The 25220-nt window shown below is 72.6% G+C and carries 19 protein-coding genes and 3 tRNA genes; 8 read left to right on the forward strand and 14 right to left on the reverse strand.

Features of this window, described 5'->3' with window-relative positions; all coding sequences use genetic code 11:
- Positions 1-58 precede the first annotated feature (58 nt).
- From IE311_RS02195 to IE311_RS02210, 4 genes are all read left to right on the forward strand, one after another.
- The gene (locus tag IE311_RS02195) at positions 59-673 is read left to right on the forward strand and encodes a TetR/AcrR family transcriptional regulator (RefSeq protein WP_189829766.1); all 615 of its coding nucleotides are present in this window, start codon (positions 59-61) and stop codon (positions 671-673) included.
- 131 nt (positions 674-804) lie between these two features.
- On the forward strand, positions 805-1161 hold the full coding sequence (locus tag IE311_RS02200; RefSeq protein ID WP_189829767.1) for a hypothetical protein: 357 nt from the start codon (positions 805-807) through the stop codon (positions 1159-1161).
- A gap of 167 nt (positions 1162-1328) precedes the next feature.
- Complete coding sequence (locus tag IE311_RS02205) at positions 1329-1955, forward strand: hypothetical protein (protein ID WP_189829768.1); 627 nt, start codon at positions 1329-1331, stop codon at positions 1953-1955.
- Positions 1946-2019, forward strand: a tRNA-Lys gene (locus IE311_RS02210). Before IE311_RS02205 ends, IE311_RS02210 begins: the two co-directional genes overlap by 10 nt.
- A 71-nt stretch (positions 2020-2090) precedes the next feature.
- Here IE311_RS02210 and IE311_RS02215 read toward each other — a convergent pair.
- Complete coding sequence (locus IE311_RS02215; RefSeq protein ID WP_189829769.1) at positions 2091-3341, reverse strand: M6 family metalloprotease domain-containing protein; 1251 nt, start codon at positions 3339-3341, stop codon at positions 2091-2093.
- A gap of 356 nt (positions 3342-3697) precedes the next feature.
- On the opposite strand from IE311_RS02215, the gene IE311_RS02220 reads away from it, so the two are divergent.
- Positions 3698-5641 carry a putative bifunctional diguanylate cyclase/phosphodiesterase gene (locus IE311_RS02220; protein WP_189829770.1) on the forward strand — a complete coding sequence of 648 codons (1944 nt, stop codon included), beginning with the start codon at positions 3698-3700 and terminating at the stop codon, positions 5639-5641.
- 183 nt (positions 5642-5824) lie between these two features.
- On the opposite strand, the gene IE311_RS02225 is transcribed toward IE311_RS02220, so the two are convergent.
- Together IE311_RS02225 and IE311_RS02230 are read right to left on the reverse strand one after the other, a co-directional pair.
- Positions 5825-7522: a glycosyl hydrolase family 18 protein gene (locus tag IE311_RS02225; RefSeq protein WP_189829771.1), complete on the reverse strand. Its 1698-nt coding sequence runs from the start codon at positions 7520-7522 to the stop codon at positions 5825-5827.
- A 295-nt stretch (positions 7523-7817) separates the two neighbouring features.
- On the reverse strand, positions 7818-8891 hold the full coding sequence (locus IE311_RS02230; RefSeq protein ID WP_189829772.1) for an LLM class flavin-dependent oxidoreductase: 1074 nt from the start codon (positions 8889-8891) through the stop codon (positions 7818-7820).
- 383 nt (positions 8892-9274) lie between these two features.
- Between IE311_RS02230 and IE311_RS02235 the strand changes: the two genes are divergently transcribed.
- Positions 9275-10033 carry an IclR family transcriptional regulator gene (locus IE311_RS02235; RefSeq protein WP_189829773.1) on the forward strand — a complete coding sequence of 253 codons (759 nt, stop codon included), beginning with the start codon at positions 9275-9277 and terminating at the stop codon, positions 10031-10033.
- Positions 10034-10117: 84 nt separating this feature from the next.
- Positions 10118-10191: transfer RNA gene (locus tag IE311_RS02240), tRNA-Lys, on the forward strand.
- Between the two features lie 111 nt (positions 10192-10302).
- On the opposite strand, the gene IE311_RS02245 is transcribed toward IE311_RS02240, so the two are convergent.
- The 6 genes from IE311_RS02245 to IE311_RS02270 form a co-directional block, all read right to left on the reverse strand.
- A complete protein-coding gene (locus IE311_RS02245) occupies positions 10303-10899 on the reverse strand; it encodes a response regulator transcription factor (RefSeq protein ID WP_308439787.1) in 597 nt (198 codons plus the stop codon).
- A complete protein-coding gene (locus tag IE311_RS02250; protein WP_189829775.1) occupies positions 10896-12236 on the reverse strand; it encodes a sensor histidine kinase in 1341 nt (446 codons plus the stop codon). The genes IE311_RS02245 and IE311_RS02250 overlap by 4 nt, the downstream gene beginning before the upstream one ends.
- Positions 12237-12327: 91 nt before the next feature.
- Entirely contained in the window at positions 12328-14067 is a 1740-nt protein-coding gene (locus tag IE311_RS02255; protein WP_229901662.1) for an AMP-binding protein, read from the reverse strand.
- Positions 14068-14135: 68 nt separating this feature from the next.
- On the reverse strand, positions 14136-14729 hold the full coding sequence (locus IE311_RS02260; protein ID WP_189829776.1) for a lytic polysaccharide monooxygenase auxiliary activity family 9 protein: 594 nt from the start codon (positions 14727-14729) through the stop codon (positions 14136-14138).
- A 129-nt stretch (positions 14730-14858) separates the two neighbouring features.
- A complete protein-coding gene (locus IE311_RS02265) occupies positions 14859-16628 on the reverse strand; it encodes an SPFH domain-containing protein (protein ID WP_229901663.1) in 1770 nt (589 codons plus the stop codon).
- Between the two features lie 1051 nt (positions 16629-17679).
- Positions 17680-19083, reverse strand: coding sequence for a peptidoglycan-binding protein (locus IE311_RS02270; RefSeq protein WP_189829778.1), 1404 nt, complete (start codon positions 19081-19083; stop codon positions 17680-17682).
- Positions 19084-19266: 183 nt separating this feature from the next.
- Here IE311_RS02270 and IE311_RS02275 point away from each other — a divergent pair.
- Positions 19267-19340 (forward strand) — tRNA-Lys (locus tag IE311_RS02275).
- A gap of 746 nt (positions 19341-20086) precedes the next feature.
- Here the strand turns inward: IE311_RS02275 and IE311_RS02280 are convergent.
- From IE311_RS02280 to IE311_RS02300, 5 genes are all read right to left on the reverse strand, one after another.
- Entirely contained in the window at positions 20087-20758 is a 672-nt protein-coding gene (locus tag IE311_RS02280; RefSeq protein ID WP_189829779.1) for a class F sortase, read from the reverse strand.
- Positions 20755-21453, reverse strand: coding sequence for a PT domain-containing protein (locus tag IE311_RS02285; protein ID WP_189829780.1), 699 nt, complete (start codon positions 21451-21453; stop codon positions 20755-20757). The genes IE311_RS02280 and IE311_RS02285 overlap by 4 nt, the downstream gene beginning before the upstream one ends.
- A 117-nt stretch (positions 21454-21570) precedes the next feature.
- Positions 21571-22350, reverse strand: coding sequence for an HAD-IIA family hydrolase (locus IE311_RS02290; RefSeq protein ID WP_189829781.1), 780 nt, complete (start codon positions 22348-22350; stop codon positions 21571-21573).
- A gap of 79 nt (positions 22351-22429) precedes the next feature.
- Entirely contained in the window at positions 22430-23968 is a 1539-nt protein-coding gene (locus IE311_RS02295) for an alkaline phosphatase family protein (protein ID WP_189829782.1), read from the reverse strand.
- A 143-nt stretch (positions 23969-24111) separates the two neighbouring features.
- Complete coding sequence (locus tag IE311_RS02300; protein WP_189829783.1) at positions 24112-25170, reverse strand: 2-aminoethylphosphonate ABC transporter substrate-binding protein; 1059 nt, start codon at positions 25168-25170, stop codon at positions 24112-24114.
- Positions 25171-25220 lie beyond the last annotated feature (50 nt).

A 25220-nucleotide genomic window follows, 5' to 3' on the forward strand; every position in this document is an offset into this window, starting at 1 on the left:
CGTAGGCGTACGGCGTACTCTCAACAGGTTAGGCGTAGGGCGTACGCTGTCAACCGTCATGCCACGACCCCGCTCACTCACCCCGGACCGGCTGGCCGCCGCCGCCCTCGCCGTCATCGACCGCGACGGACTCCCCGCCCTCTCCATGCGCACCGTCGCCAAGGAACTCGGCATGAGCCCCATGGGGCTCTACCGCTACGTCGCCGACCGCGAGGAGCTGGAGGGGCTCGTGGTGGACCGCGTCCTGAACGACGTCGACACCACCCCGCCCGCCGCGGACGCGCCCTGGAGCGACCGGATCGAGACCATGGTCCGGCGGCTGCGCGACGCCGTGGCCCGCCACCCGGAAGCCGTCCCGCTGACCCTCGCCCACCGGCACCGCGCACCCGGCGGGCTGCTCTGGTCGGAGACCGTGCTCGGCATCCTGACCGAGGCGGGCGTCGACGGCGCACGGCGGGTCGTCGCCCTGCGCGCGCTCCACGGATACGTCACCGGGGCGATCCAGCTCGAACATCTCGGACCGCTGGCCGGACCGGGCACGACGGCCATCGCGGCGCTGCCGGAGGACCGCTTCCCGCATCTGACGCGGACCGCGCGGGCGGCCGGCGAGGTCGACCCCGACCAGGAGTTCTTCGGCGGCCTGCGGCTGCTCCTGCGCGGTCTCGACGACTGACCGGAGCCGGGCCCCGACGCCCTCTTGCGGAGCGCGGGACATTGGAAGAAGGCCCGGGGTTCCGGGCCGCCCGCATGCGAAGAGCCGGTGCGCCGAGCGCCGGTGGGTGAAACGCGAAGAGGAGAACAGCGATGGCGGAACCCGCGGAGCGAAGCGGACAGCGGCGGCTCAGGCCTGCTCCGCTGGTCTTCGAGCCTGCCGAGGCGACCGCCGACCCGGAGCACTTCTTCGACCTGGAGTCGATAGACGATCCGCGGGAGCTGCTGTCCCGGGCGACGGAGCTCACCCTGGCGTTCCGCGCGGCGACGGACCGGGCGACCGAGTTCCAGGCGATCGCCGCGGCGCAGCTGGCGGATCCGCGCCGGTTCGACCGGCTGACGGCGGCGGACGTCGCCGAGCGGGCACAGTGGACCGAGGACTACGCGCGGAAGATGATCGAGTTCGGCCATGATCTGATCCGGGCGAACGGGCAGCCCTCGGAGGACTGAGCGGGGACGGACAGCCGCCCGCGAGCGGGTGTGCCGCCGTCCGGCGGTGGCCGAAAAAGCACCCCTGGCATATGCCGGGGGTGCACGATACTCCCCTCCCGCTCCACCTGTCCGGGGTTTCGTGAACTCTCGGCGACCGGCATGTGACTCCCGGTAGATCTGGAGTCATGACGACGTGGCTGCGCGAAGAGACCCCGCACGACATCTTCCGGTTCCTCCGGGAGGGTGACGAGGGACGGCACCAGACCGCTCGGGTGACCGCCGACGGGGCCGCCTGGCTCGCCTCGGCCGCCGGGGGCGGCGCGGCCGCGCTCACCCGCTGGGAGGCCAGGCCGGACTCACCGGCGGCGCTGCCCTGCGGCACGGTCTTCGACGTCGTCAACGTGGACCCGGTCTTCGGCCGCCGGATGCTGGACCGGCTGTGGGAGGAGGGCCCGGGCTCGGGGCCCGTCGCCGTGCACCGGGGGCGGATGATGCTGTTCGCCGCGCCCGGGACGGCCCAGCGGCTGCCGGCCCTCCTCGACTGGGAGGAGTGGGGCGAGGCGGTCCCCCGGCCGCTCTGTCACGGGGCCGGTGACGCGGTGACCGTGCCCCCGCTCGTGCCCTCCGGCGCCTCCGGGCCGCGCTGGCTGGTGGCGCCCGACACCCGGAACCCCTGGCTGCCCGGTCCCGAGGTGATGCTCTGGGCCTGTGTGCGGGCCGTCCGGGCGGCCTCCGCCGCCGACGTGCGGGTATCGATTTTTCCTCCCGCCGATCCTGATGCTAATGTCTACGACGTCAGCAGGCGCCGCTAGCTCAGTTGGTTAGAGCAGCTGACTCTTAATCAGCGGGTCCGGGGTTCGAGTCCCTGGCGGCGCACAGACAGAAGAAGCCCCTCGCGGAAGCGAGGGGCTTCTTCGTTTTGGGGTACGGCTCCCGGGTCCGTCCCCTCATTCGACGGCGGGCGGCGTGATCCTGACCGTCCAGCCGCCGGCCCGCGTGCGGTCCGTGACCTCGACCCGGACGCCGGCGCCGGGCACGGTGAGGGTCTCGCCCTCCCCCAGGGGGGCGTCCGCGAGCGGCGGGTAGACCGAGCGGTCCCCGCAGGCCTCGGTGGCCGGGTGCGCGTCGACGACCTCGACGGGGCCGTCGCCGGAGGCCGCGCCGCCCCTGACCCGGTAGACGAGCACGCCCTCGGTGCAGGTCTCGGAGTTGTTCCCGGCGTCGCTGCGGGCCTCGACCGCGAGGACGCTGTCGGGTCCCGTGCGGACGACGGCGAGCCGGGTGCCGAGGGTCGCGCCGGGCCTCGGCTGGGTGTCGGTCGCCTCCAGGGTGACCATCCGGGGCGTCGCGCCCTGGACGCAGGTCACCTGGTCGCCGGCGAGCCAGCCGAGCTTCCACTTGTGCCAGCCGAAGAGGTCCGGGGAGAGCCCGAACTGGCTGCCCATGACGTCCCAGTCACCCACATGGGTGTCCCAGTCGCCCTTGCCGTCCTCCGGGCGGTGGTAGAGGTCGGGCAGGTCGAAGACGTGTCCGGTCTCGTGGGCGAGGACGTTCCGGTCGGGCGGATGCCGCTCGAAGACGGTGACGACCCGCTTGATCTCGGTCCCGTCGACCTTCATGGGGTGTTCGAGGTTGACGACCTTGGTGGCGTCGGAGTCCACACCGGGCGCGTCCGGGTCGGCGACGAGATAGACGATGTCGTACCGGGAGAAGTCGACGCTCGTGTCGGCCGCGGCGATCGCGTCCCGGAGGTACGCGGCGCGCTGCCCGGCGTCCCAGTCGCGCTGTATGTCGTAAGCGCTCGACTCCTTCGGCATCGGGGTCCAGACGCGCTGGGGGTGCGGGCGCAGGACGAAACGGCCGTAGGAGGCGCGGGCGAAGTACTCGCTGGTGGCGGGGAAGTGGTCGGCGGTGAGCTCGGCCGGATCGGTGAGCGGCTCGGCGTCCGGGAAGGACAGGAAGATCATGACCGCGTCGAGCGCGCGGTCGGGGCGCGGATACGACCTGTTCCAGGTGTCGAGGCCGAGCGAGTGATGGGCCGCCGTGCGGGGCAGGGCGCAGGGACTCGCCGAGGTCGCGCCGACGGCGGGGCCGGCGACGAGGCCGGTGGCGGCCAGGGCGGCGAGCGAGGTGAAGGCCGCCGCCCCCGCGCGCAGCCGTGCGCGTTCCACTCCCCCGAGTGGCTGCTGACCCCTCACGTGGACCTCCGATTCGGGAATGCGGGACTCCTCAACCACCTTGTGACGATTTGCGGCGTTTCGCACGTTTCCGCTGCCCCGGTCGGGTGAAGGCGCGCCGCAGGGTCGACGCGACACGAGCGCACTTCAGTTCACGGAAAGTCACATTCGGTCACGTCCTCATCGACCCGTGTCAGACCCGCGCAGAAACGATCGGGCGGGGTGCGACGGTGGGCAGATTCACAGCGTCGGACGCTCCCCCTGGGCGGCACGAAGCTGGAAGGCTCCCCCGCGCGGGCTCTATGATCGGCACACTCTTCCCCGGCCGACCGTCCCGACCACATGCGACCGGCCCGACTGCACTACGGGAGCCAGCGGTGAGCGGAACCCCCGAAGGACCGGTGCACCCAGAGCCGCCGGAGACGCACGCGGCGGAGCCCGCACTCACGGAGCGTCACACCGGACAGCACGGCGGGCGGTACGCCGAGCAGTACGCCGAGCGATTCCCCTCGCGGGACGTGGACCGCCGGGCCGCCGAACTCCGTGACTACCGTGCCGCCTTCCGGGCCGCCCGGCTCGCCATGGCCGTCGTCGACCAGGACGGCGTGGTCGTCACCGCGAACGAGTCCTTCGGCGCCCTCCTCGGCACCGAGCCCCGAGCCCTTCGGGACCAGGCGGCCGCCGATCTCGTCGACCTCGCGTCCGACGGGCGCACCTGGCACGCGTACCGCGAGGTACTGCGCGGCCGCCGCTCCCGCTTCCGCTGCACCCGCCGCCTCAAGCACGCCGACGGGCGCTCGCTGTGGGCCGAGGTCACCGTCGCGCCCGTGCCCGACAGCAGGCGCGTCCTGCTGTCGATCACGGACATCAGCGACCGGCGCGAACTCCAGGCACGGCTCCGCCATCTCCAGATGCACGACCCGGTGACCCGACTGCCCAACCGCGCCCTGTTCTTCGAGCGCCTCTCGGCGGCCCTGGAGGCCTCCGCCCAGGACGCCGCCGACTCCGGCATCACCGGCGACCCGGGAACGGGCGGGGCGATCAGCTCTTCGTACGAGTCCTACGGGTATGGCAGAACAGGGCGGATCGGTCTCTGCTACCTCGATCTCGACGGCTTCAAGGCCGTCAACGACACCCTCGGCCACCGCGTGGGCGACCGTCTCCTCGCCGCCGTCGCCGCGCGCCTGACGGAGTGCGCGGACAGCGACGGCTACACCCGCAGCGGCGGCCATCTCGTGGCACGGCTCGGCGGCGACGAGTTCGCGGTCCTGGTCGAGGACTCCACCGGCACGGAGCAACTGGCCGACCTGGCGCGCTCGGTGCTGTGCGCGCTCCAGCAGCCCTTCGACCTGGGCGGCCAGCGGCTCTCGGTCTCCGCCTCGATCGGGGTGGTCGAGCGCTCCGGGCACGGAACGACGGCGACCGCCCTGATGCAGGCCGCCGACACCACGCTGTACTGGGCGAAGGCGGACGGCAAGGCCCGCTGGACCCTGTTCGACCCGGAGCGCAACGCGCACCGGATGACCCGGCAGGCCCTCTCCTCCACCCTGCGTCCGGCCGTGGAGCGCGGGGAGTTCGCCCTGGAGTACCAGCCCCTGGTGGATCTGGCGGACGGAGCGGTGCGCGGGGTGGAGGCGCTGGTGCGCTGGAACCACCCGCAGTTCGGCTCGCTCGCGCCGAATCGGTTCATCGCGATCGCCGAGGAGGACGGCTCCATCGTGGAGCTGGGCCGGTGGGTGCTGCGCACCGCCTGCCGTCAGGCCCGGCAGTGGCAGAAGGACCATCCGCGCGAGCGCCCGCTCTTCGTCAGCGTGAACGTGGCGGTGCGTCAGGTCTGGGACTCCGACCTGGTCGCGGACGTGGCCGGCATCCTCGCGGAGACCGGGCTCGCCCCGCATCTGCTCCAGCTGGAGCTGACGGAGTCCGCCGTGATGGGCTCGGCCGGACGGCCGCTCCAGGCCCTCCAGGCGCTGAGCGACATGGGCGTGCGGATCGCGATCGACGACTTCGGCACCGGTTACTCGAACCTGGCCTATCTGAGCCGGCTGCCGGTCTCGGTGCTCAAGCTGGACGGGTCGTTCGTCCGGGGCTTCCAGGACGAGGAGCACGCCAACCCCGCGGACGAGCTGATCGTCGAGGCGCTGGTGCAGCTCGCGCACCGGCTGGGGCTCACGGTCACCGCGGAGTGCGTGGAGACCTCGGGGCAGGCGAGCCGGCTGCGCAGCATCGGCTGCGACACGGGACAGGGCTGGCTGTACTCGCGGGCGGTGGCCCCGGACCGTATCGCCGAGCTGATCGGCTCGGAACCGCTGAGCGTCTGAGGACCGGGCGCGCCTCCGGGTGCGGGGACCCGCCTCCCGGGGTCCGGAGAAGCCTCGGGGCCCCGGCCGCGCCGCCCGGGCCGGCCCGGGCGCACCGGCGCGCGAGGGCATGGGACTGCCCCCGGCCGGAGGGACATTCCGGGCGGGGGCAGCGTTTCATGAGGGGTACCGAAGGTCAGTCGCTCAGCAGGCGCCGAGGTCCTTCCAGACACCCCACTCGCCGGTCGTGCCCGGCGTCTCGTTCTGGGTCCACCACTGGGCCTTGTACTTGCGGCCGTTGTGGGAGACCTCGTTGCCCGCGTTGTAGATCGTGCCGGCCACGTACGCCGGGAGCGAGCCGCAGCCCGTGGGCGGCGTCGTCGGAGGCGTGGTGGGCGGGGTGGTCGGGGGCGTCGTCGGCGGGGTGGTCGTCGGCGGCGTGGTGGGCGGAGTGGTGGTGCCGCCGAGCGCGGTGTTGATCTGCTTCAGCAGGGTGGCGTTCTCGTCCAGACCGAGGAGCGAGTACATCATCGCGCCGCCCAGGCCGCGCTGCTTGGCGTAGTCCACCCGGGCCTGGATGGACTTCTGGTTGAGGCCGGTGAAGAACTCGCCGTCCTTGTAGAAGTACGAGGCCTTCGCCTGGTCGTCCCAGAAGGTCGTCGACGCGTTGTCGACGATGCCGCCGAGCTCCTTGTAGTGCGCGATGCCGGCCTGCTGGCTGAGCGGGCGGACGTTGGAGCCGCCGGTCGCGGTGCCCGCGAGGCCGTTGGCGGACCCGGCCGGGACGCCCTTCCAGCCGCGGTAGTAGAACTCGTAGCCCAGGGTCAGCTTGTTGGCGGGGAAGCCGCCCGCGATGCCGTAGGCGGGCTTGCCGTCGATCCAGGAGTCGATCGCGTTGTCGATCGAGTACTTCTCGGTGCCCGGCGCGATCACGTCGGTCGGGTCGTTCGCACCGGAGTACAGCGGCGACTGGTGGTACGTCGGCCCGTCACCGTCCCAGGCGCCGTGCATGTCGTACGTCATGATGTTGGCGTAGTCCAAGTACTGGCCGATCTTGTCGGTCTCGATGTACTTGATCTTGTCCTGGCCGGCCGGCATGGCGGCGGTCAGCATGTACTTCTTGCCGCCGTTGGCGGCGCCGTACTCGTCGAGCTGCTTGCGGAACTCGGCGAGGAGCAGCGTGAAGTTCTGCTTGTCCTCGGGGGCGTAGTGGTTGCCCAGGTGACCGCCGGAGGAGCCGGGGTACTCCCAGTCGATGTCGATGCCGTCGAAGATGCCGGCCGCCGTGCCCGCGCCGCCGAAGCCGCCCTCGACGGGCAGGTTGCCCTTGATGTACTGGTCGATGCAGGAGGAGACGAGCTTCTTGCGGCTCGCGTCCGTCTTCGCCGCGTCGCTGAAGTACTTGGAGTAGGTCCAGCCGCCGAGCGAGATGTTGATCTTCAGGTTGGGGTACTTCGCCTTCAGTTCCTTGAACTGGTTGAAGACGCCCACGATCGGCTGGTCCCACTTGTCGGCGACGCCGTCGACGCTGTCCGCCGCGCCGAAGGACTTCTGGTAGTCGGCGTACGAGTCGCCCGCACCGTCACCCGCGTTGGGGTTGTTGTCGTCACCCGCGGCCTTGTTGGCCATAAAACAGGTGAGGTTGGTGGGGTGGATGTTGCCGAAGGAGTAGTTGATGACGTCCAGCTGGCCCGCGATGCCCCGGGTGTCGAGGTGCTTGGGGTAGAACGCGTTGCCGTAGACGCTCCACTGGTCGTAGTACGCGATGCGCACATTGCCCGCAGAGGCAGTGGTCGTCGTGTCGGCCGCCTGGGCGGAGCCGATGCCGACGGTCGCGGCGAGCGCGCCGGCGGCGAGGGCCGAGCTCAGGAGCGCGGCGATCAATGGCTTACGGGGGTGCACGTGCGGCCTCCATGGGGGGAGTGCGGGGGTGGTGCCGTACAGGGGTGGAAGATTGATAACCGGCACGTGAACAGTGCGTCAATGGTCTGAACCAGATTGAGGACTAGACCAATTACCCGAAGAAAGTCCTCGTCAGAGACCCGCAGCACAAAACGGAACCGCCCGCCACCATCGGTGACGAGCGGTTTAAGGTTCACTTACGGTTGGCGCGGGCGGGATCCGTGCAGGAACCAACCGGTCGCGGAGATCAGGGTTTTTACCCGGGCGCCCCCGGCCCGGAACACCCGCCGCGCCTCTACGCCTCCGGCAGCTCCGGGAGTTCGTACGCGTCCGCGATGAGCTCGTAGCTCCGCACCCGCGCCTCCCCGCCGTGTCCGTTGGCGGTGATCATCAGCTCGTCCGCACCCGTCCGCTTCCGGAGGTCGTCCAGGCCCGTGCGGACCTCGTCCGGGGTGCCGTACACGATGTTCGCCAGCCAGTCGTCGACGAACTCCCGCTCGGCGCGGCTGAACCCGTACGCCTCCGCCTCCTCCGGCGTCGGCACGAGACCCGGCCTGCCGGTGCGGAGCCGCAGCATCGCCAGGGCCCCGGCGAGGACCTGACGGCGGGCCTGCGCCGCCTCGTCGGCGGCGAACGCCGAGACGCCGATCATCGCGTACGGGGTGTCGAGGAGCGCCGAGGGCCGGAAGGACTCCCGGTAGAGGTCGAGCGCCGGGATCGTGTTCCTGGCCGAGAAGTGATGGGCGAAGGCGAAGGGCAGCCCGAGCAGACCGGCGAGCCGGGCGCTGAAGCCGGAGGAGCCGAGCAGCCAGATCGGCGGCCGGCCCGTGGGGCCCTGCACCGGGCCGGGCACGGCGTGGATCCGGGCGTACCGGTGGCCGTCCGGGAAGTCGTCGTCCAGGAACCGGGTCAGCTCGGCGAGTTGCTCGGGGAAGTCGTCCGCGCCCTCGTTCAGGGTGGTGGTGCGCCGGAGGGCGGCGGCCGTTCCCCCGTCGGTGCCGGGCGCGCGGCCGAGGCCGAGGTCGATCCGGCCCGGGGCGAAGGCCTCCAGGGTGCCGAACTGCTCGGCGACGACGAGCGGGGCGTGGTTGGGCAGCATGACGCCGCCCGAGCCGAGGCGGATGCGCCGGGTGTGGGCGGCGAGATGGGCGAGGATCACCGCCGGGGACGAGGAGGCGACGCCGGGCATGGAGTGGTGTTCGGCCACCCAGTGCCGGTGGAAGCCGCGCCGCTCGGCGAGCCTGCTCAGCTCGACGCTGGTGGCCAGTGCCTCGGTCGCGGTCCTGCCGCTGCCGACGGTCACCAGGTCCAGTACGGACAGCGGTACGGGCGCGGTCCCCCGCGCCTCTCCTCGAATAGCGTCGGTCACCTTCGGGACCCTCCTCGGCACTCTCGGACACTTCGCCGACGCACCACCCGGACACGTCGATCGGCTACATCACGGGGAAAACAGGAGGGGGTCTCCGTTTATTCCGGCGGTTCTCGGCCATCGGCCGGGACCCCTCCGCGTCCGCTTCCGCATAAAAAATCTCCCGTCCCCCGGGGGCCGAACACCTGTGCGAGCATCCCGGCGCACGGCCCTGACCTGAGACTCTGCGAAGCACTCATGACCGTGGCATATGCCAGGGTGGTGCGCCCCAGCGTAGGGGCCCGGATGCTCCGCATCATTCTCGCCAACACCCGCCCCGTAAACGGTGCTTGGCGGCTATCGTGGTACGAAAGCTTGCGGTCACAACCTGGTAGGGGGAAACCGTGGCGCTGAAGCCCGAGCCCACCGCGCCGTTCCACTCGGTGCAATACGCCCTGCGCGTCCTCGAGACGATCTCACGGCACGGTGGCGGAGTGACGGACGTCCAGATCGCGCGCGAAACCGGCCTGCCCGTCGCCCACCTCTCCTCGCTGCTCCTCATGCTCCGGCGCGAGGGGTACGTCGAGCAGGTCGCCGACGGCGCGTACGTGATCGGGGACTCCCTCGTCCTCCTCGGCTCCGGCATGACCCGCCGCGAGGCCCTGGAGGCGAAACTCCAGGAGACCCTGACCGAGCTGCGCGACTCCGTCGGCGCCGCGGTCTACATCAGCCGGTACATCGACGGCGAGGTGAAGATCACCCAGTTCGCCGACGGCCCGCGCACGCCCAAGGTCAACGAGTGGGTGGACTTCCGCTCCGCGGCGCACGCCAGCGCGGTCGGCAAGTGCCTGCTCACCCAGCTCGACCAGAACGGACGGCGGGACCACCTCTCCCGCCACAAGATCGCCCGGCTCACCTCCCGGACGATCACCAGCGAGCGGATCCTCTTCTCCAAGCTGGACAGCCAGCCGCCGACGGTCCCGGTGCTCGACCTCCAGGAGTACGCGGTGGGCACGGTCTGCGCCGCCGTTCCGCTGACGGCCGGCTCCGCCGTGGGCTGCCTGGCACTCTCCCTGCCGATCGAGCACGCCCACCGGCTGCGCTCGGCCGCCGACACGCTGAACCGCAGGGCCGCTCCGGTGGTCATGGCGCTGGCGATCTGAGGCATTCGAGGGGCCTGACGGCCCGGTCGCGCGGGGTGGTCATGAGCACCCCGCGGGACCGGGTAGTATTTTCTCTGTCAGCAAGCGCCGCTAGCTCAGTTGGTTAGAGCAGCTGACTCTTAATCAGCGGGTCCGGGGTTCGAGTCCCTGGCGGCGCACAGACGGAAGAAGCCCCTCGCGGAAGCGGGGGGCTTCTTCGTGCCCGCTTCCCTCGGGAGCGGACGTGCCCGGTAGGGAGCGGACCGCCCCCGACCGGGGCCGAGCCGCTCTCAGGCCCTGAGGTAGGTGAGGACGGCCAGGACCCGACGGTGGGTGTCCTCGGCCGGAGGCAGGTCCAGCTTCGCCAGGATGTTGCCGATGTGCTTGCCCACGGCGGCCTCGGTCACGACCAGCCGCCGGGCGATCGCCCCGTTCGAATGGCCCTCGGCGACGAGCCCGAGGACCTCGCGCTCGCGCGGGGTCAGCGCCTCCAGCGGATCCCGGTGCCGCCGCAGCAGCTGCCGTACGACCTCGGGGTCGACGACCGTCCCGCCGTCCGCGACCCGGGCGAGCGCGTCCAGGAACTCCTCCACCTGCCCGACCCGGTCCTTGAGGAGGTAGCCGACGCCGGTCCCGTCCCCCGCGTCGAGCAGGTCGGCTGCGTAGCTGCGCTGCACGTACTGGCTGAGGACGAGCACCGGCAGCGCGGGCCGCTCGGCGCGGAGCGCGACCGCCGCCCGCAGCCCCTCGTCCTGGAAACCGGGCGGCATCCGGACGTCGGTCACCACGATGTCCGGGTCGTGGGCGCCGACCGCCTCCCGCAGGCCGTCGGCGTCGCCGACGGCGGCGACGACCTCGTGGCCGAACCGGGCCAGGAGCCCGATCAGTCCTTCCCTGAGGAGGACGCTGTCCTCGGCGAGGACGACACGGAGCTTCCGGCCGGCGCCGGGCTGTCGGTCGGGGCCGGGCTGTCGGTCAGTGCGGGACACGGGATCTCCACTCGGAGGAGGGTCGGCCCGCCCGGCGGGCTCATGATCGCCAGTGTGCCATCGAGGACGGCGATCCGGTCGGCGAGTCCGGTGAGCCCGGTGCCCCCGGCCGGATCGGCCGCTCCCCGTCCGTCGTCCTCGATGTCGATCCGCAGCACACCGCCCGCGTGCCGCGCCCGGATGCCCGCCCGGCTCGCCCCGCTGTGCTTGCCGATGTTGGCGAGCGCCTCGCAGCCGGCGAAATAGCCCGCGCTCTCGACGGACACCGGCAGCCGGGGCAGCTCGACGTCGACGGTGACCGGGACGGCGGACCGGTCGGCGGCGTCGGCGAGGGCCGGACCGAGCCCGTAGTCGGCGAGGACCTGCGGATGGATGCCGTGGATGAGCTCGCGCAGCTCGGTCAGGACCCGCCCGGCCTCCGTGTGCGCCTTCGCCAGCTGCTCGGCGAGCGGCCCCGGCGGGGCGTCCAGCCGGGCGAGGCCGAGGGTCATGGTGAGGGCGACCAGGCGTTGCTGGGCCCCGTCGTGCAGATCGCGCTCGATCCGGCGCCGCTCGGCCTCGAAGGCGTCGACGAGCCGGGCCCGGGAGGCGATGACCTCGCCGATCCTGCCGCCGCGCTCGCCCGTCTCGCGCGGGGCGAGCAGGGCCCGGGCGAGGGCGGCCCTGGCACCGGCGACGGCGGCGAGCGGATACGCGAGGGCCACGAGGAGCAGCGCGCCGAGGAGGGCGGCGGCGAAGGCCTCCGGATAGGAGGTCACCAGATACGCCTTGACGACCTTGGCCTCGTGGCCGTCCACGGCCAGCTGGACGGGCGCGCCGAGAAGGGTGACGGGCAGGCCGACCCCGACGGCGACGGCGAGGAGGTCGAGCGGCCACAGGACGGTGGCGAGGAGCAGGGCGTACGCCAACTCCCGCCAGGTCGCCTGCTCCCCCGCCCGCAGCCGGAGCCAGGCGGCCGGGCCGGGGGCGGTGGGGACCCGGTGAGGATCGGGGGCCGGGTCGAGGTCGACGAGCCGGAGGCGCCGGCGCTCGATGCCGCCGAGGGCGAGCCCGGAGAGCAGCAGCGGCGGCAGCCCGACGAGGAAGAGGGAGAACAGCCCGAGCAGCAGGAACACGGCGCAGACGGCGGCGCCGAGGAGGGCCCCGGTGACCAGGTACGCGACGGCCCGCCACGGCCAGGGTCCGAGGAGGAAACGGGGGCGGGTGAGTGCCTGCCAGGGGGTACGGGGTTCCATGCGGCCCCACCGTAGGGCTCGCGCTCGGGGCGGGGCCATGGGGCTGGGGGGTGCGACGGGGGTGGGGCTGGGCCTACCGCGCCCGCCTCGGTCAGCCGCGCGCCGGGTCGTCCCTTTCGGATCCGCGGGCCGGGCGGGATCCGGAGGGGCCGGGCCGGTCGGGGTGGTGCGGGGACGGGGCGCGGTCGTGGTGGGCGTAGGCGGCGCGGAGGGCGGCGACCGCCTTCGGGGTCAGGGGTTCGTACGGCACACCCGGCGCCGGGCGCCACCAGACCGGGTCCGGGCAGAGGAAGGAGTCCCGGCGCAGGGCCACCCGGTGGATCTTGTTCGTCGCCGTCAGCGGGAGTTCCGTCATCACCCGGACGAACCGTGGCGGCATCTTCGTCCCCAGGTCCTCCTGCGCGGCCAGGAACGCCGCGAACTCCTCCGGGTCGAAGACCTCGGCCGCGCGCAGGGCGAGCGCCGCCATGACCTGGTCCCCCGCGACCGGGTCCGGTATCGCGTAGACCGCGACGCCCGCGGCCCGGTCCCAGCGGGCCAGGATGTGCTCGATCATCGCGGCCGCCAGGTTCTCGCTGTCGACCCGCAGCCGGTCGTCCGTGCGGCCCGCGAAGTAGAGGTAGCCGTCCGCGTCCCGGTAGAAGAGGTCGCCCGTCCAGTACCAGCCGTCGCGCAGCCGGGCCGCCTCCGCCTCGGGGTTGCGCCAGTAGCCCTCGAACGGGCTGCGGCCGCGGTTGACGAGCTCGCCGACCGCTTCGGAGGCGTTGAGGAGCCGGCCGGTGGGCGAGAAGCGGGCCGGTGCGCATTCGAGGCCCGTCCCGGCGTCCACCACCGCCAGGTCGTCGCCCTGCGCGGCCCGTCCGATCGCTCCCGTGGGGGTGTCCGGGGTGCGCTGGATCGCCGCGCCGCCCTCGGAGGAGCCGTACCCCTCGACGAGCGGGACCCCGAAGCGCTCCCGGAAGCGGGCCGCGTCCACCGCCCCCGCCTCGGTGCCGAAGCCGAGCCGCAGCGGGTGTCTGCGGTCGTCGGGTTCCGGCGGGGTGGCGAGGAGGTACTGCACGGCCCGGCCGACATAGGTGAAGTAGGTGGCGCCGAACCGGCGTACGTCGGGGAGGAAGCGGGAGGCGGAGAAGCGGGCCCGCAGGGCGACTCCGGCACCGGCGGCGAGCGCGGGCGCCCAGTCGGCGATCACCGCGTTGCCGTGGAACATCGGCATGCAGACGTAGTGGACGTCGTCCGGGCCGACCCCGAAGTGCCGGACGAGGGAGGCGCCGGCCGCCGCGAGCCGCCCCTGACTGCACAGGGCGGCCTTGGGCGCGCCCGTGGAACCGGAGGTGAAGGAGAGCAGGAAGCGGCTGTCGGGGCGTACGGGGCCGAGGCGGGCGTCGCCGGGGCGGGCGCTCCCGTAGGGGGCGAGGAGTTCCCGGTACGCCTCGGTGTCGGTGACGAGGATGCGCAGTCCGGGCAGTGGGAGGCCGTCGAGGAGCGGCAGATGGGCGCGCTGGGTGACCAGGACCCGGCACTCGGTGTGCCGGATGTCCCGGGCGAGTTCGGCGCCGCGCCGGGTGGGGTTGATCCCGGCGACGGCGGCCCCCGCGAGGGCCGCCGCGCTGAGCCAGAGCGGGTACTCCGGCGTGTTGTCGAGCAGGATGCCGAGGTGCGGCTCGCCCCCCGGCAGGGGTGGCATCAGGTCCACGAGCAGTGCGGCCCGCGCGGCGGCGCCGGCGGCGACCTGGTGGTGGGTGAGGGTGTGGTGCTCGTCCCTCAGCCCGATCCGGTGGTCGTCCCATTGGCGCCCTACGAGTTCCGCGACGGTGTCCGCACCCCTCATGGGCCGGACTGTAACTGACGGTTCATCAGAAATGAACCGTCAGGAACGGCCACGGGACCGCCCGTCCGTCAGAACTTGACGTCCGAGCAGGCGTAGAAGGCGTTCGCGGTGTCCGCGATCGTCCACACCGCCAGGATCAGGTGACGGCCCGTCTTGCCCGCCGGGATCGTCCCGGAGTGCGAGAGGGTCGCCGGCGGCTGCTGGTTGTTGTAGGGGACGGTCAGGAACGGCTGGGGGTCGAGCGCGGCCCGGGTCAGCTTCTGACTCGGGTCCCAGCCGTTCTTGGTGATGTAGTACTTGAAGTCGGTGGTGCGGTGCCGGGCCGTGAACTGCCAGCGGAAGCCGTAGCTCTGCCCGGCGCTGAGCTGGGTCGCCGGCCAGGCGCCGCCCCTGGGGTCGTCCAGCTGGGCGAACTGCGAGAGCCCGGCGGAACAGATCTTCCCGTCGGCGGGACCGGCGGAGGGGAAGCCCTTGAGGCCCTCGACCGACTGCGGCTCCCACTGGATGTTGCCGCAGTTGGTCACGGTGCCGTTGGCGCAGAGCTTCTGGCGGCTGATCGGCGAGTCGGTGTAGCCGTGACTGCCGGCACTACCGGTGGCGAAGAGGGTGGCGCCGGCGACGCCGAGCGCCACCACCGCCGACCCGACTGACTTTTTGCGCATGCTGTCGCTCCAGGAAAACGTGGGGGAGTTCCGTTGGGCCGTGCGCGCACGCGTGCGGTCTTACGTCGTACCGATTTTGGTCTGGACCAAGTACCAAGGTATGGACGGAAGTTGAACATGTCCATCCCCTCAGGCCCCCTCTACCGGACCCGTCCTCCCCGTGTAGAACGCCACCGTCAGGTCCTTGACCAGCGCCTTGCGCTCGTAGTCGTCGAGCTCCACCAGACCACGACTGGTCAGCCGGTGGACCACGTCGTCCACCGCGTCCACCACCGAGGTGAGAACACTGTCCCGGTGCTTCGCGTCGATCGCCGCGATCCGGCGGCGCGTCATCGCCGCCGCCACCTCCGGGGCGTACTCGATCCGCGTCGGCTGCGCCGAGAACACGTCCACACCGACCGGGGCGCACTCCGCCGACAGCATCCGCGTCAGGGCCTCGCCAACGGCCTCCGCGTCCCGGAGCGTCGGGGCGTCCTCGTGGAAGGCGTCCGCCGGAAGCTGCGACAGCACCCGGGCCATCGCCGCCTCCACCTGCTCCCGCAGATAGTCCTCGTGCCCGTCGACCCCGAGCGCCGCCCGGACCGTGTCCCGCACCCGCCACACCACGAGGACGACGACGTCGAGCGCGGTCCCCTTGGCGTCCACCGCCGGCAGCGGCTCACTGCGCCAGTGACGGAGCCGTACGTCGACCCTGCGCCGCAGCAGCAGCGGGCTGACCCAGACCAGACCGGTACGGCGGACCGTGCCGCGGTAGTCCCCGAACAGGGTCAGCACCCAGGCGTACCCGACCCGGCCCCGGCCGAGACCACCGAGCGCGAACAGGGCGAGCACCACGCCGAGCGCGAGCATCGCCCACTGGCCGAGATGGATGCCGTTGTACGGGCGTTCCGGCAGCCGCAGCATCCGGGACGCCTCCTGGGGCACGGCCCCGGCCCACCACACGACCGCCGCGCACGCGGCGAGCGCCAGGGCCCCACCGGCGACGCCGACCCATCCGGGCAGCACAGGAGCGGGCCGCTCGACGAGCGCGGGGTCGGCGGTGGGAGCGGGCCGGGACGCGGAAACCGCGGCGGCCGCCCTGGCGGACGCCCCGGCCGACGCCTTGGCCGATGCCTTGCCGGTCCCGTTGTCGAGCGTCTTCACGGGCGTCTTGGCGGGAGCCTTGACCGTCCCCTTGGCGTGCGCGGGCCCGGACGTGGACTTCGGCGTGCCGTTGGTCGGGGACTCGGCGCCGGGCACGGCCTGGACCTTCGACGGGGCCGGGATGGCGGGCGCGGCCATGGCGACGGTGTCGGGCCCCCCGTCGTCCTCGCCCGCCGCGGGGCGCCGCGCGGTTCCCGGCTCGTCGCGGAAGAGCAGATGGACGGGGATGGAGCCGGTGGTCTCGGAGCCGATCACGTTCTTCCGCCGCGCGACCCGCACGACGGCGGCGACGGGCACGGCGACGGAGCCGACACCGGCGCCGGCGATCCGCCCGAAGTCGGGCGTGTCGCCACGCCGGGCGGGACGGTCGGGCGTGGCGCCGGGCGCGGCGGCCGGCGGGGCGACCGCGACGGGTACGGGGGCCGGGCCCCCGGAGCGCACGGTGACGGCAGGAGTGGAGGCCTTCGGCGCGGAGGGCGAACCGGAGGCCGCGGGGGCGGGGGTGGCGGCCGGGCGGGCGTGCTTGCCCGTACCCGAGGGCGCGGTGCCGGGGGCGGCCGGGGCACCGGAGGATCCCGTCGGGGCGGCCTGCCGCGTCCCCGGGTAGGCCGGCGCGACGGGTTGGACACGGGGGATCGTCGTGCCCCCGGACGGCTCGGGGCGACCGGTCGCGGCCGGGCCCTTCGGCGCGGCGCCGGGGACGGCCGACGCGCCGGACGCCGTACCGGAGACGGACCCGACGGGGCGGACCGGCAACGGGCCGGCCGAACTCGCCGGATCGCCCGGCCGCGTACCCGTGGGACCGGAGGGCGACCCGCCCGGCCGGGCCGACGCCGTACCGGCGGCCCCCTCCGGGGAGACGTGCCGGGTGCCCGACGACCCCGGCTCCGGCGGGCCCGTGCGCGCCACGGGAGCCGGGGACGCCGGGGCGGACCCGGACCCGGAGCCGGCGGACGGGCCCGTCGTCGCGCCGCCGGCGTACGCGGCGGACTCCCCCGGCCGCGTGCCGGACGATCCCGACAGGTGGACCGGCTGCGCACCGGCAGGTCCCGGACCGTGGTCTGCTGACGCACCGACAGACCCCGGACCGTGGCCCGGTGACGTACCGGGGCGCCCGGACGGGTCGGCGGCCGGCCACGTACCCGTGGAGGAGGAGCCCGTGTCCGCCGGGGCCGCGCCACCACCGCCGCGCGCGCCCGGCTCCGGCCAGACCGGGACCCTGCCGCGCGGCGGCTCCGACTCCCCGTCCCCGTGCGGCGCCGCCGGATCACCGGGGGCGGGGGCGGACGTCGTGGGTGCGGACGTTGTGGGTGCGGGGGCGGACGTCGTGGGTGCGGCGGCTGACGTCGCGGCCGCAGAGGCAGGCGCTCCGGCGGTCGGGGCAGGCGCGGCGGCCGGGGCGGAGTCCGGCCCGCCGGCCGGGGCGGGGGCAGGCGCGCCGCCCGACGTAGGGCCGGCCACGCCGTCCACCGCGGAGTCCGCCCGGGAAGGCGGCGCGGAGTGCGGTGCGGAGTCCGCCCCGGACAGCGGTGCGGAATGCGGCACGGAGTGTGGTGCGCCGTCCTCGTTCGGTGTCGGCGCGGCGGCCGTCTCCCCCGACGCGCCGTTCCGCTCCGGCTCCGCCGGTGTGTCCTGCCGGGTCGGCGGCGGGGTGCCCGGGGGTGCTCCCTGGGGAGGGGAGGTGCGCGGGAGGGTGCCGTCCGTCAGACGTCTCGCCGTGCGGGCCGCGTCACGTGAGGCCGCCGCGCCGGAGTCGGCGGGGCTCGGGGTCGATGCCGTCATTCGGGTCCACCTCATGCTCTCGGGGTCATCGGAACAAACGCCGCCAGGTCTCCGGGCCCGGGTAGCCGTCGGCCGCTGCGCCGCGCCAGCCCTGTGCCCGCTGGAACGCCTCGACGTTGCGGCGGTCCGCCTCCGTCCAGCGCGGACCGGGTCCCGACAGGTAGTGCTTGCCGAAGCCCCGCTTCACCAGTTGTTTGCCCAGCTTCTCCACATATGCGTTGGATTGGCCCGGACGGAAGGAGCCACGCCCGGGAAACCCCGTCGCATTCGAACTCGACCCGCTCGAACCACTCGAACCGCCGATGTTCCTGCCCTTGCCGGTGACGAGCAGCCGCCACGTCTCGGGGCCGGGGAGACCGTCCGCCTCCTTGCCCTTCCAGCCCTGGGCCAGCTGGAACGCCTGGGTCGCGCGCCGGTCCGCCTCGCCCCACTTCGGGCCGGGCCCCTTGCTGTAGTACTTCTTGCCGCCGCGGTCGACGAGGAGCCGCCCGAGCTGGGTGATGTACGCGTTGTTCGCGCCGGGGCCGAACATCGCCACGCCGGGGTACGGCGTCGCCGTGGGCGTCGCCCCGCCGCCGGTGGTGCCGGTGCCGCCCCCGCCGCTCACCAGGGCCCTGTAGCGGTATCCCACGTACCGGTTGGAGTTCTCCCAGTACGCCATCGGCGTCGCCTGCTTCCGCGTGCGCGGCTTGGTCTGCTCGTACGCGACGTAGGAGGTGTGGGTGTAGTCGGTCCAGCCGCCGAAGAGCGTGACGTGCGAGCCGCGCGTCGGGTTGTCCGGGTTGTGGAAGAGCAGGATGTCGCCGGGCTGGAGCTCGGTGCGGTCGACCCGCTCGGCAAAGCGGTCGAGACTGCCGGTCCACTCGTTGCTGCGCAGGTTCCAGGCCATCGAGATGTAGCCGGAGCAGTCCTGGCGGTAGCCGTCCGTCCAGTACTTCTCCATGGAGTACGGGACCTGGGCGGTCACCCACAGCTTGGCGCGGTTGATGATCTCGGCGCGGGTCGTCTGCCGCAGCGAGGCGGTCGAGACCTGACTGCTCGTCGGCGTCGAGGCCGGAGAGGGGTCGGGGCCGGGGCCCGGCGCTCCGTGCAGCGGCCCCCGACCGCCCTGCGGGGTGTCGGGCGCGTCCACGGGGTCCGACAGGTCCGTGGGGCCGACCGGGTCCGTGGGGCCGACCGGGTCCGTCGGCTCCGCCGGGGTGAACGGTCGGGCCGGCGGCGGGAGGGCCGTCGCCACCGCGGCCCCGCCGCCGCCGAGGACCACCCCCGCCGCCGTCACCAGGACCAGGGCGCGACGGGCGCCGTGCGCGGCGGGGTGGCCGCCCTCCCGGACGGGCAGGCCAAGCACGAGGTCACGCCGCTGCCGGGCGCAGCCCGGGCAGCCGCAGTCGGCCGCGGGTTCGAACTCCTCGAAGACCGGCACGCTCATGGATTCCCCTCCACACTCGTCAAGATCTTTTGACCCTTGGTTTTGGGCGTCAGTGTCTCAACTGTCTGGACAAATCGCATTTTGACGGATCGACGGCCTGATACGACCATCCGACAGGCCGGAGGTGACCGGTATTGGTCAGGAGCACCCCCACACGTCAGGTAGAGTTCTCTCTGTCAGCAGGCGCCGCTAGCTCAGTTGGTTAGAGCAGCTGACTCTTAATCAGCGGGTCCGGGGTTCGAGTCCCTGGCGGCGCACGCAAAGTCAAGACCCCCTCACCGATGGTGAGGGGGTCTTGGTCGTATTCCGGCCTTCTTTCGGCCGCCGCCTTCGAACCACCGTGCGTTGCGGGCCAGTTGCGGTGCGTACGGGTCGCGCCGCTCCCCCGCCCTTCGGTCACGTCCGGACCGGCGTGACCCTCGTGACACGACAGCACTCTGGGCCGGGCGGGGCGGGGCCTCTACAGTGTCCGGAACCCCGACCTCCCGCGGTGGCACCGGGCCCCTCCCGCGCCCGTGAGCCCTGCGGTCGAGGACCGGCCCGGTCGGCGGCGGCTGCGGGACGCGAAGCCGCCGGCCGGGACCCGGCCACGCCCGCCAGACCCGCCACGCCTGCACGGGCAGGCCCGTCGGCCCTGTACGGGCACCGGTCCGCCGGCCCGGCGGCACCTGGTCCGCCACCGGCCCGTGTGGCCCTTGGCCGGGGCCGCGCCCCCACCCACCCGCCGTGTGGGCAATCGTCCCGCGGGGCGGGACGGGTGGGCACACGGGACGGCGCCCTTGGCAGCGCTTCCGCCCCCTGCGCCTGGACCCGCACCACCAGTGCGCCGCGCAACGGGTGCGGGTTACGGCATTGAAGCCTGAGCGCCCGGCAAGGGCGACGTCCGTTGTGCCCACCCGTTCCGCCCCAGCGGAACGAATGCCCACAACGGGGGGCGAAGGGCGTCGGGTCGTGCGCGTTTCGTTCTGGGGAGGGAGGAACGGAGGCTCTCAGTGGTGGGGGATCAGGTTTTGGCGGCGGTCAGGTAGGCCGAGACCACCACGTTCGCCGTGTACGTGTTCGACGTGCGGTCGAAGGTGCCGCCGCACGTGATCAGGCGGAGTTCCGCACGGTGGGGATCCCTCGCGCCGTAGACCTTGCGGGCGTCGAAGTGTTCCCGGGGGTAGACCTGGACGTCGTCGACCGTGAACTCGGCGACCGATCCGTCCGTCCGGGTGACCCGGACCTTCGCGCCGGGCCGGGCCGCGCTCAGGCCGTAGAAGACGGCCGGCCGCGTCTCGGTGTCGACATGGCCGACGAGCAGGGCCGGGCCGACGGCGCCCGGCCGGGTGCCCGAGCCGAACCAGCCGACCGTGTGCGGCATCTCGTAGGGCGGCGGGTCGATCGCGCCCGTGCTGTCCAGGCCGCGTGCCACGACGGGCGCGGCGATGCCGAGGGAGGGGATCTCCACCCGCCGGGGTTCGAGGGGCGCGAGCGGGTCCCTGGCCGGGGGCAGCGCCGCGCCGAGCGGGCGGCCGACCGCGGCGATGTCGCCGGTGGTCGGCGCGGAGCTGCCGCCGGGGCCCTCGGTGGCCTCGCGGCCCCAGAGCCAGAGCCCGGACAGCAGCAGCGCCCAGGCCACGCCGGTGACGAGTCGCCCGTTGCCCGCCGGGCGGGGTCCGGACGACGCCGTCATTCCGTACCCGTACCCGATGTCGTGCCCGTGCCCGTACCCGTTCCGGAGCCGGGGGCGCGGCGGCGGGAGCTGCGGAAGGCGACCGCCACGGCGGCGACGGCCGCGAGGCCGAGGCCGAGCAGGGTGTACGGGGTGCCGAGGCCACTCTCGCTGGTGGTCTGGGCGACTCCGGGGGCGGCCGGGGCGGCGAAGGCGGCGGCGCCGCCGCCACCGGCGCGGACCGGGGCGACCGGGCTCGCGTGGTGGGTCGGCTCGTGGGTCGGCTCGTGGGTGGGCTTGTGCGTCGGCTTGCGCGTCGGCTCGTGGGTGGGCTTGCGCGTCGGCTCGTGGGTGGGCTTCCGGTGCTCGACGCGCACCGTGCCGACATCCGGGTGGTCGTGGCCGTCGCAGGTCACGCTGACCTTGTACGTGCCGTTCTCGAGGCCCGACCTGACCGTGGTGTCGCCGAACAGCGGGGCGCCCCCACCGTCCCTGCCGGTGAGTTCCGCGTCGGCGACGAACGCCTGGGACTTCGCGGCACCGGTCGTGCCTTTGCAGCCCTGGACGCGGACGTCGACGTCGGCACCGGGCGAGGCGGTGGACGGGGTGACGGTGACCTTCACCCCGTCGTGGGCGTACGCGCTACCGGCCGTGGGTGCCAGTACGAGTACGAAGGCCGCCCCTGCGGCACGAAGAGCAATGGGACCTGAACGCATCGTGACCTCCTGGTACTGGCAGGGTCACCCGGATCGGGGCTTTTCGCATCCGCAGGGGCGGCACGGAGGCGGGCACGGAGCGCGCGCGGGGCACCGCGCGGGGCGCTCCGGTGGCCGCTACACGCGGTCGACGATGTCCGCGATCGAGTCGACGATCTTGGACGGGCGGAACGGGAAGCGGTCGATCTCCGCCTGGGACGTCAGCCCGGTCAGCACCAGGAAGGTCTGCATGCCCGCCTCCAGTCCGGCCAGGATGTCGGTGTCCATCCGGTCGCCGATCATGGCGCTGGACTCGGAGTGGGCGCCGATGGCGTTGAGGCCGGTGCGCATCATGAGCGGGTTCGGCTTGCCGGCGAAGTACGGGTCCTTGCCGGTGGCCTTCGTGATCAGCGCGGCGACGGAGCCGGTGGCCGGCAGCGGGCCTTCGAGGGACGGGCCGGTCTCGTCGGGGTTGGTGCAGATGAAGCGGGCGCCGGCGTTGATCAGGCGGACGGCCTTCGTCATCGCCTCGAAGGAGTACGTACGGGTCTCGCCGAGCACCACGTAGTCGGGGTCGTGGTCGGTGAGGACGTAGCCGATGTCGTGCAGCGCGGTGGTGAGACCCGCCTCGCCGATGACGTACGCGGTGCCGCCGGGGCGCTGGTCGTCGAGGAACTTGGCGGTGGCGAGGGCCGAGGTCCAGATGTTCTCGACGGGCACTTCGAGACCCATCCGGGCGAGCCGGGCGTGCAGGTCGCGGGCCGTGTACATCGAGTTGTTGGTCAGGACCAGGAAGGGCTTCCCGGTCTCCCGCAGCTTCTTGATGAACGCGTCGGCGCCGGGGATCGGCACGCCCTCATGGATGAGGACGCCGTCCATGTCGGTCAGCCAGGATTCGATCGGCTTGCGCTCTGCCATGGGTGCGGGACTCCTGCCGTACAAACGTGCGGTGTGCTGGGGACGCCGCGACAGCGCTGTGGCGACGCCCCCAGCCTAATCAGGAAGCCGTGACCTTGACCCCGTCGATCGTCCAGTACCAGTTGTTGGCACCGGTGTAGCGGAAGCGGAAGCTCACGCTGGAGGCGCCGGCGGGGACGGCGACCGTGAGCGACTGGGGCTGGGAGACGGCGTCGGCCGTGTAGCTCTTGACCGGGGTCGGGGTACCGCCGTTGAAGCTCGCCAGGACCTGGGCGGTCTGGGCGCCCTCCTGGCGGTAGAAGGTGGTGAAGTCGAGGGTGACCGAGGAGGCGCCGGAGACCCCGTACGCCGGGGTGACCAGGGTCGAGTCGTACGGACCGGAGAAGGTCTTGTCGGCCCACTCGTCGGAGTCGGCGACGGCGAACACGCCCCGGGCGCGCACATTGAGCTCACGGGACTGGTCGCGCTGCGAGCGGGACCAGAACTCGTCGGTGGCGAAGGACCAGCCGCGCCACTCGGTCACTCCGCCGGTGCCCATGGCGTTGTTGACGACCGACCAGCCGCTGGGCGGGGTGCGGGTGAAGCCGAGGACTCCGGCGGGGATGCCGGTCTCGTCGACGCGGCCGGTCAGCGAGCCGTAGAGGCTGTCGAACGGGTCGGTGGAGCGCTGCTGGATCGGCTTGCCGTCGAGGCCCCAGGACGGGTCGGGCGTGATGCCGAGCTGGTGGAAGACGGTCGCGGCGACATCGACGAGGCGGGTGTCGATGGGGCGGGCGCCGGCGACGATGCCGGGGCCCTGGGCGAGGACGAAGGTGCGCCGCTCCTCGATGGAGGATCCGCCGTGGCCGCCGCCGTCGGTGTGGCCGTGGTCGGTGGTGACGACGACCGTCCAGCGCTCCGTGGCGTAGGCCGGGCGGGCCTTGATCGCGGTCAGCAGCCGGCCGAGGTAGCCGTCCTGGACGTCGATCGCGTCGAGGTACCTGGGGCTGGCGGCGCCGTTGTTGTGGCCGATCTCGTCGGTCTCGCCGAAGTAGACGAAGAGGACGTCGGGGTTCTGGTTGCGCAGGATGTCCTCGGTGATGTCGGTGATCACGAGGTCGTTGACGACGTAGTCGTTGTTGTAGACGAGCTTGGCGTCGGCGCCGGGGGTGACCGTGCCGTGGGTGTCCAGCTCGGGCCAGTCGACGGCGGCGAAGAGCGAGAGCTCGGGGCGGACCTGGTGCAGGCGGGCGAGGAAGCCGGGGTACCGGCCGTAGTTCTTGCCGGCGAAGGTGTTGTCCTTCACGCCGTGCTTGTCGGGCCAGACGCCGGTGGAGATCGTGGACCAGCCGGGGCCGGAGGAGGTGGCGGCCATGGGGTTGGCGTAGAGCAGGGAGCGGCCGTACGTGCCGTTCGTCATGAGGGACTTGAGGTGCGGGGCCTTGGCGGCGTCGATCCGGTCGTACCGCAGGCCGTCCATGCCGACGACGAGGACCTTGTCCTTGCTGGTGCCGTTGGGGAGTGTGGGCGCGGCGGCGGCCGTCGCCGCGGGGGCGGTGGCGATACCGGTGGCGGCGACGGCCGCGGTGGCACCGGCGGCGGCGAGCACGGTGCGGCGGGAGATGCCGGTGTTCGGCATGTCGGAGTCCTCCGTCAGAGGGGGAAGGGGGCGGGGACGCACGCCAACGCCCCTGATCTCTCAGGGGCGTTGGTTCGTACCCGTTATCTTTCCGCGATGTTCCGGGGCTTTCCAGAGTCGTACGGTGAACTCTTGGCTTCCGGTCAGCTTCCGGTCGCGGACTTCCACGCGTCGACGTACGTCGTGAGGTTCTTGTCGATGTCCGCCCAGTCCGGCTCGAAGACCTCGACGCCCTCCAGGAGCTTGGCGAGTTCGATGGCGTTGGCGTCGGTGGGCCTGACGTCCTTGCGGGCCGGGAAGCCGCCGCCGATCGCGCTGACCTCGCGCTGGGCGCCCTCGCTGAGCATGAAGTCGAGGAGCTTCTTGCCGTTCTCGCCGTGCGGGGCCTTGTTCACCAGGCCGGCCGCGTACGGCAGGGCGAAGGTGGTGGGCCTGCCCGTGCCCCTGGCCGGGAACCAGATCCCCAGGTTCGGCATGGACTTGGACTGGGCGAAGTTCATCTGCACATCGCCGTTGGCGACGAGGAGTTCGCCCTTGTCCACCTTGGGGGCGAGCTTGGAGGTGGAGGAGGACGGGCCGACGTTGTTGGCCTGGAGCTTCTTCAGGTACTCCATGGCCGGCTCCCGGCCGCCGAAGTCGTGCATCGCCTTGATGAGGACGGCGGTGCCGTCGCCCGCGACTCCCGGGGTGGAGTACTGGATCCTGTTCTCGAACTTCGCGTCGAGCAGTTCCTCCCAGCTCTTCGGGGCGGCCGGCAGCTCCTTCCTGTTGTGGACGAAGCCGAAGTAGTTGTTGACGACGGAGGTCCAGGTGCCGTCGCTCGCCTTGTCGCCGCCGCCGACCTGGTCGGCGCCCTGCGGGGTGTACTTCTGCAGCAGCCCCTTCGAGCCGGCCTGCTGGATGAAGGGCGGCAGGGTCACGATGACGTCGGCCTGGGTGTTGCTCTTCTCGCGGAGGGCGCGCTGCACCATCTCCCCGGAGCCGCCCTCGACGTACTCGACCTTGATTCCGGTCTTCTTCTCGAAGTCGGCGAAGACCTTGTCGTACCAGCCGTCGCCCGCCTCGCCCTTGAGGCCGTCGGCGCTGTAGACGGTGACGGTCTTCTCGTCGGAGGCGGCGGAGGAACCGCCGCAGGCGGTGAGGCCCACGGCGAGGACGAGGGAGCCGGTGACGGCGGCGATCGGCTTGGCGTACATGCGCATGGCGTCGTTCTCTCCTGGAGGTTGCGGGGGGTGTCCTGTCCGGACATCCC

Origin of the sequence: Streptomyces zaomyceticus, from assembly GCF_014656215.1 — a bacterium.
In the GTDB taxonomy this organism is placed as follows: domain Bacteria; phylum Actinomycetota; class Actinomycetes; order Streptomycetales; family Streptomycetaceae; genus Streptomyces; species Streptomyces zaomyceticus.

Excerpts from the sequence above, each read along its gene's own strand:
- IE311_RS02195 (WP_189829766.1), top strand. The coding sequence starts at position 59 with ATGCCACGACCCCGCTCACTCACCCCGGACCGGCTGGCCGCCGCCGCC.
- IE311_RS02200 (WP_189829767.1), top strand. The coding sequence starts at position 805 with ATGGCGGAACCCGCGGAGCGAAGCGGACAGCGGCGGCTCAGGCCTGCT.
- IE311_RS02205 (WP_189829768.1), top strand. The coding sequence starts at position 1,329 with ATGACGACGTGGCTGCGCGAAGAGACCCCGCACGACATCTTCCGGTTC.
- IE311_RS02250 (WP_189829775.1), bottom strand. The coding sequence starts at position 12,236 with ATGGAACCCCGTACCCCCTGGCAGGCACTCACCCGCCCCCGTTTCCTC.
- IE311_RS02255 (WP_229901662.1), bottom strand. The coding sequence starts at position 14,067 with ATGAGGGGTGCGGACACCGTCGCGGAACTCGTAGGGCGCCAATGGGAC.
- IE311_RS02260 (WP_189829776.1), bottom strand. The coding sequence starts at position 14,729 with ATGCGCAAAAAGTCAGTCGGGTCGGCGGTGGTGGCGCTCGGCGTCGCC.
- IE311_RS02270 (WP_189829778.1), bottom strand. The coding sequence starts at position 19,083 with ATGAGCGTGCCGGTCTTCGAGGAGTTCGAACCCGCGGCCGACTGCGGC.
- IE311_RS02280 (WP_189829779.1), bottom strand. The coding sequence starts at position 20,758 with ATGACGGCGTCGTCCGGACCCCGCCCGGCGGGCAACGGGCGACTCGTC.
- IE311_RS02285 (WP_189829780.1), bottom strand. The coding sequence starts at position 21,453 with ATGCGTTCAGGTCCCATTGCTCTTCGTGCCGCAGGGGCGGCCTTCGTA.
- IE311_RS02290 (WP_189829781.1), bottom strand. The coding sequence starts at position 22,350 with ATGGCAGAGCGCAAGCCGATCGAATCCTGGCTGACCGACATGGACGGC.
- IE311_RS02295 (WP_189829782.1), bottom strand. The coding sequence starts at position 23,968 with ATGCCGAACACCGGCATCTCCCGCCGCACCGTGCTCGCCGCCGCCGGT.
- IE311_RS02300 (WP_189829783.1), bottom strand. The coding sequence starts at position 25,170 with ATGCGCATGTACGCCAAGCCGATCGCCGCCGTCACCGGCTCCCTCGTC.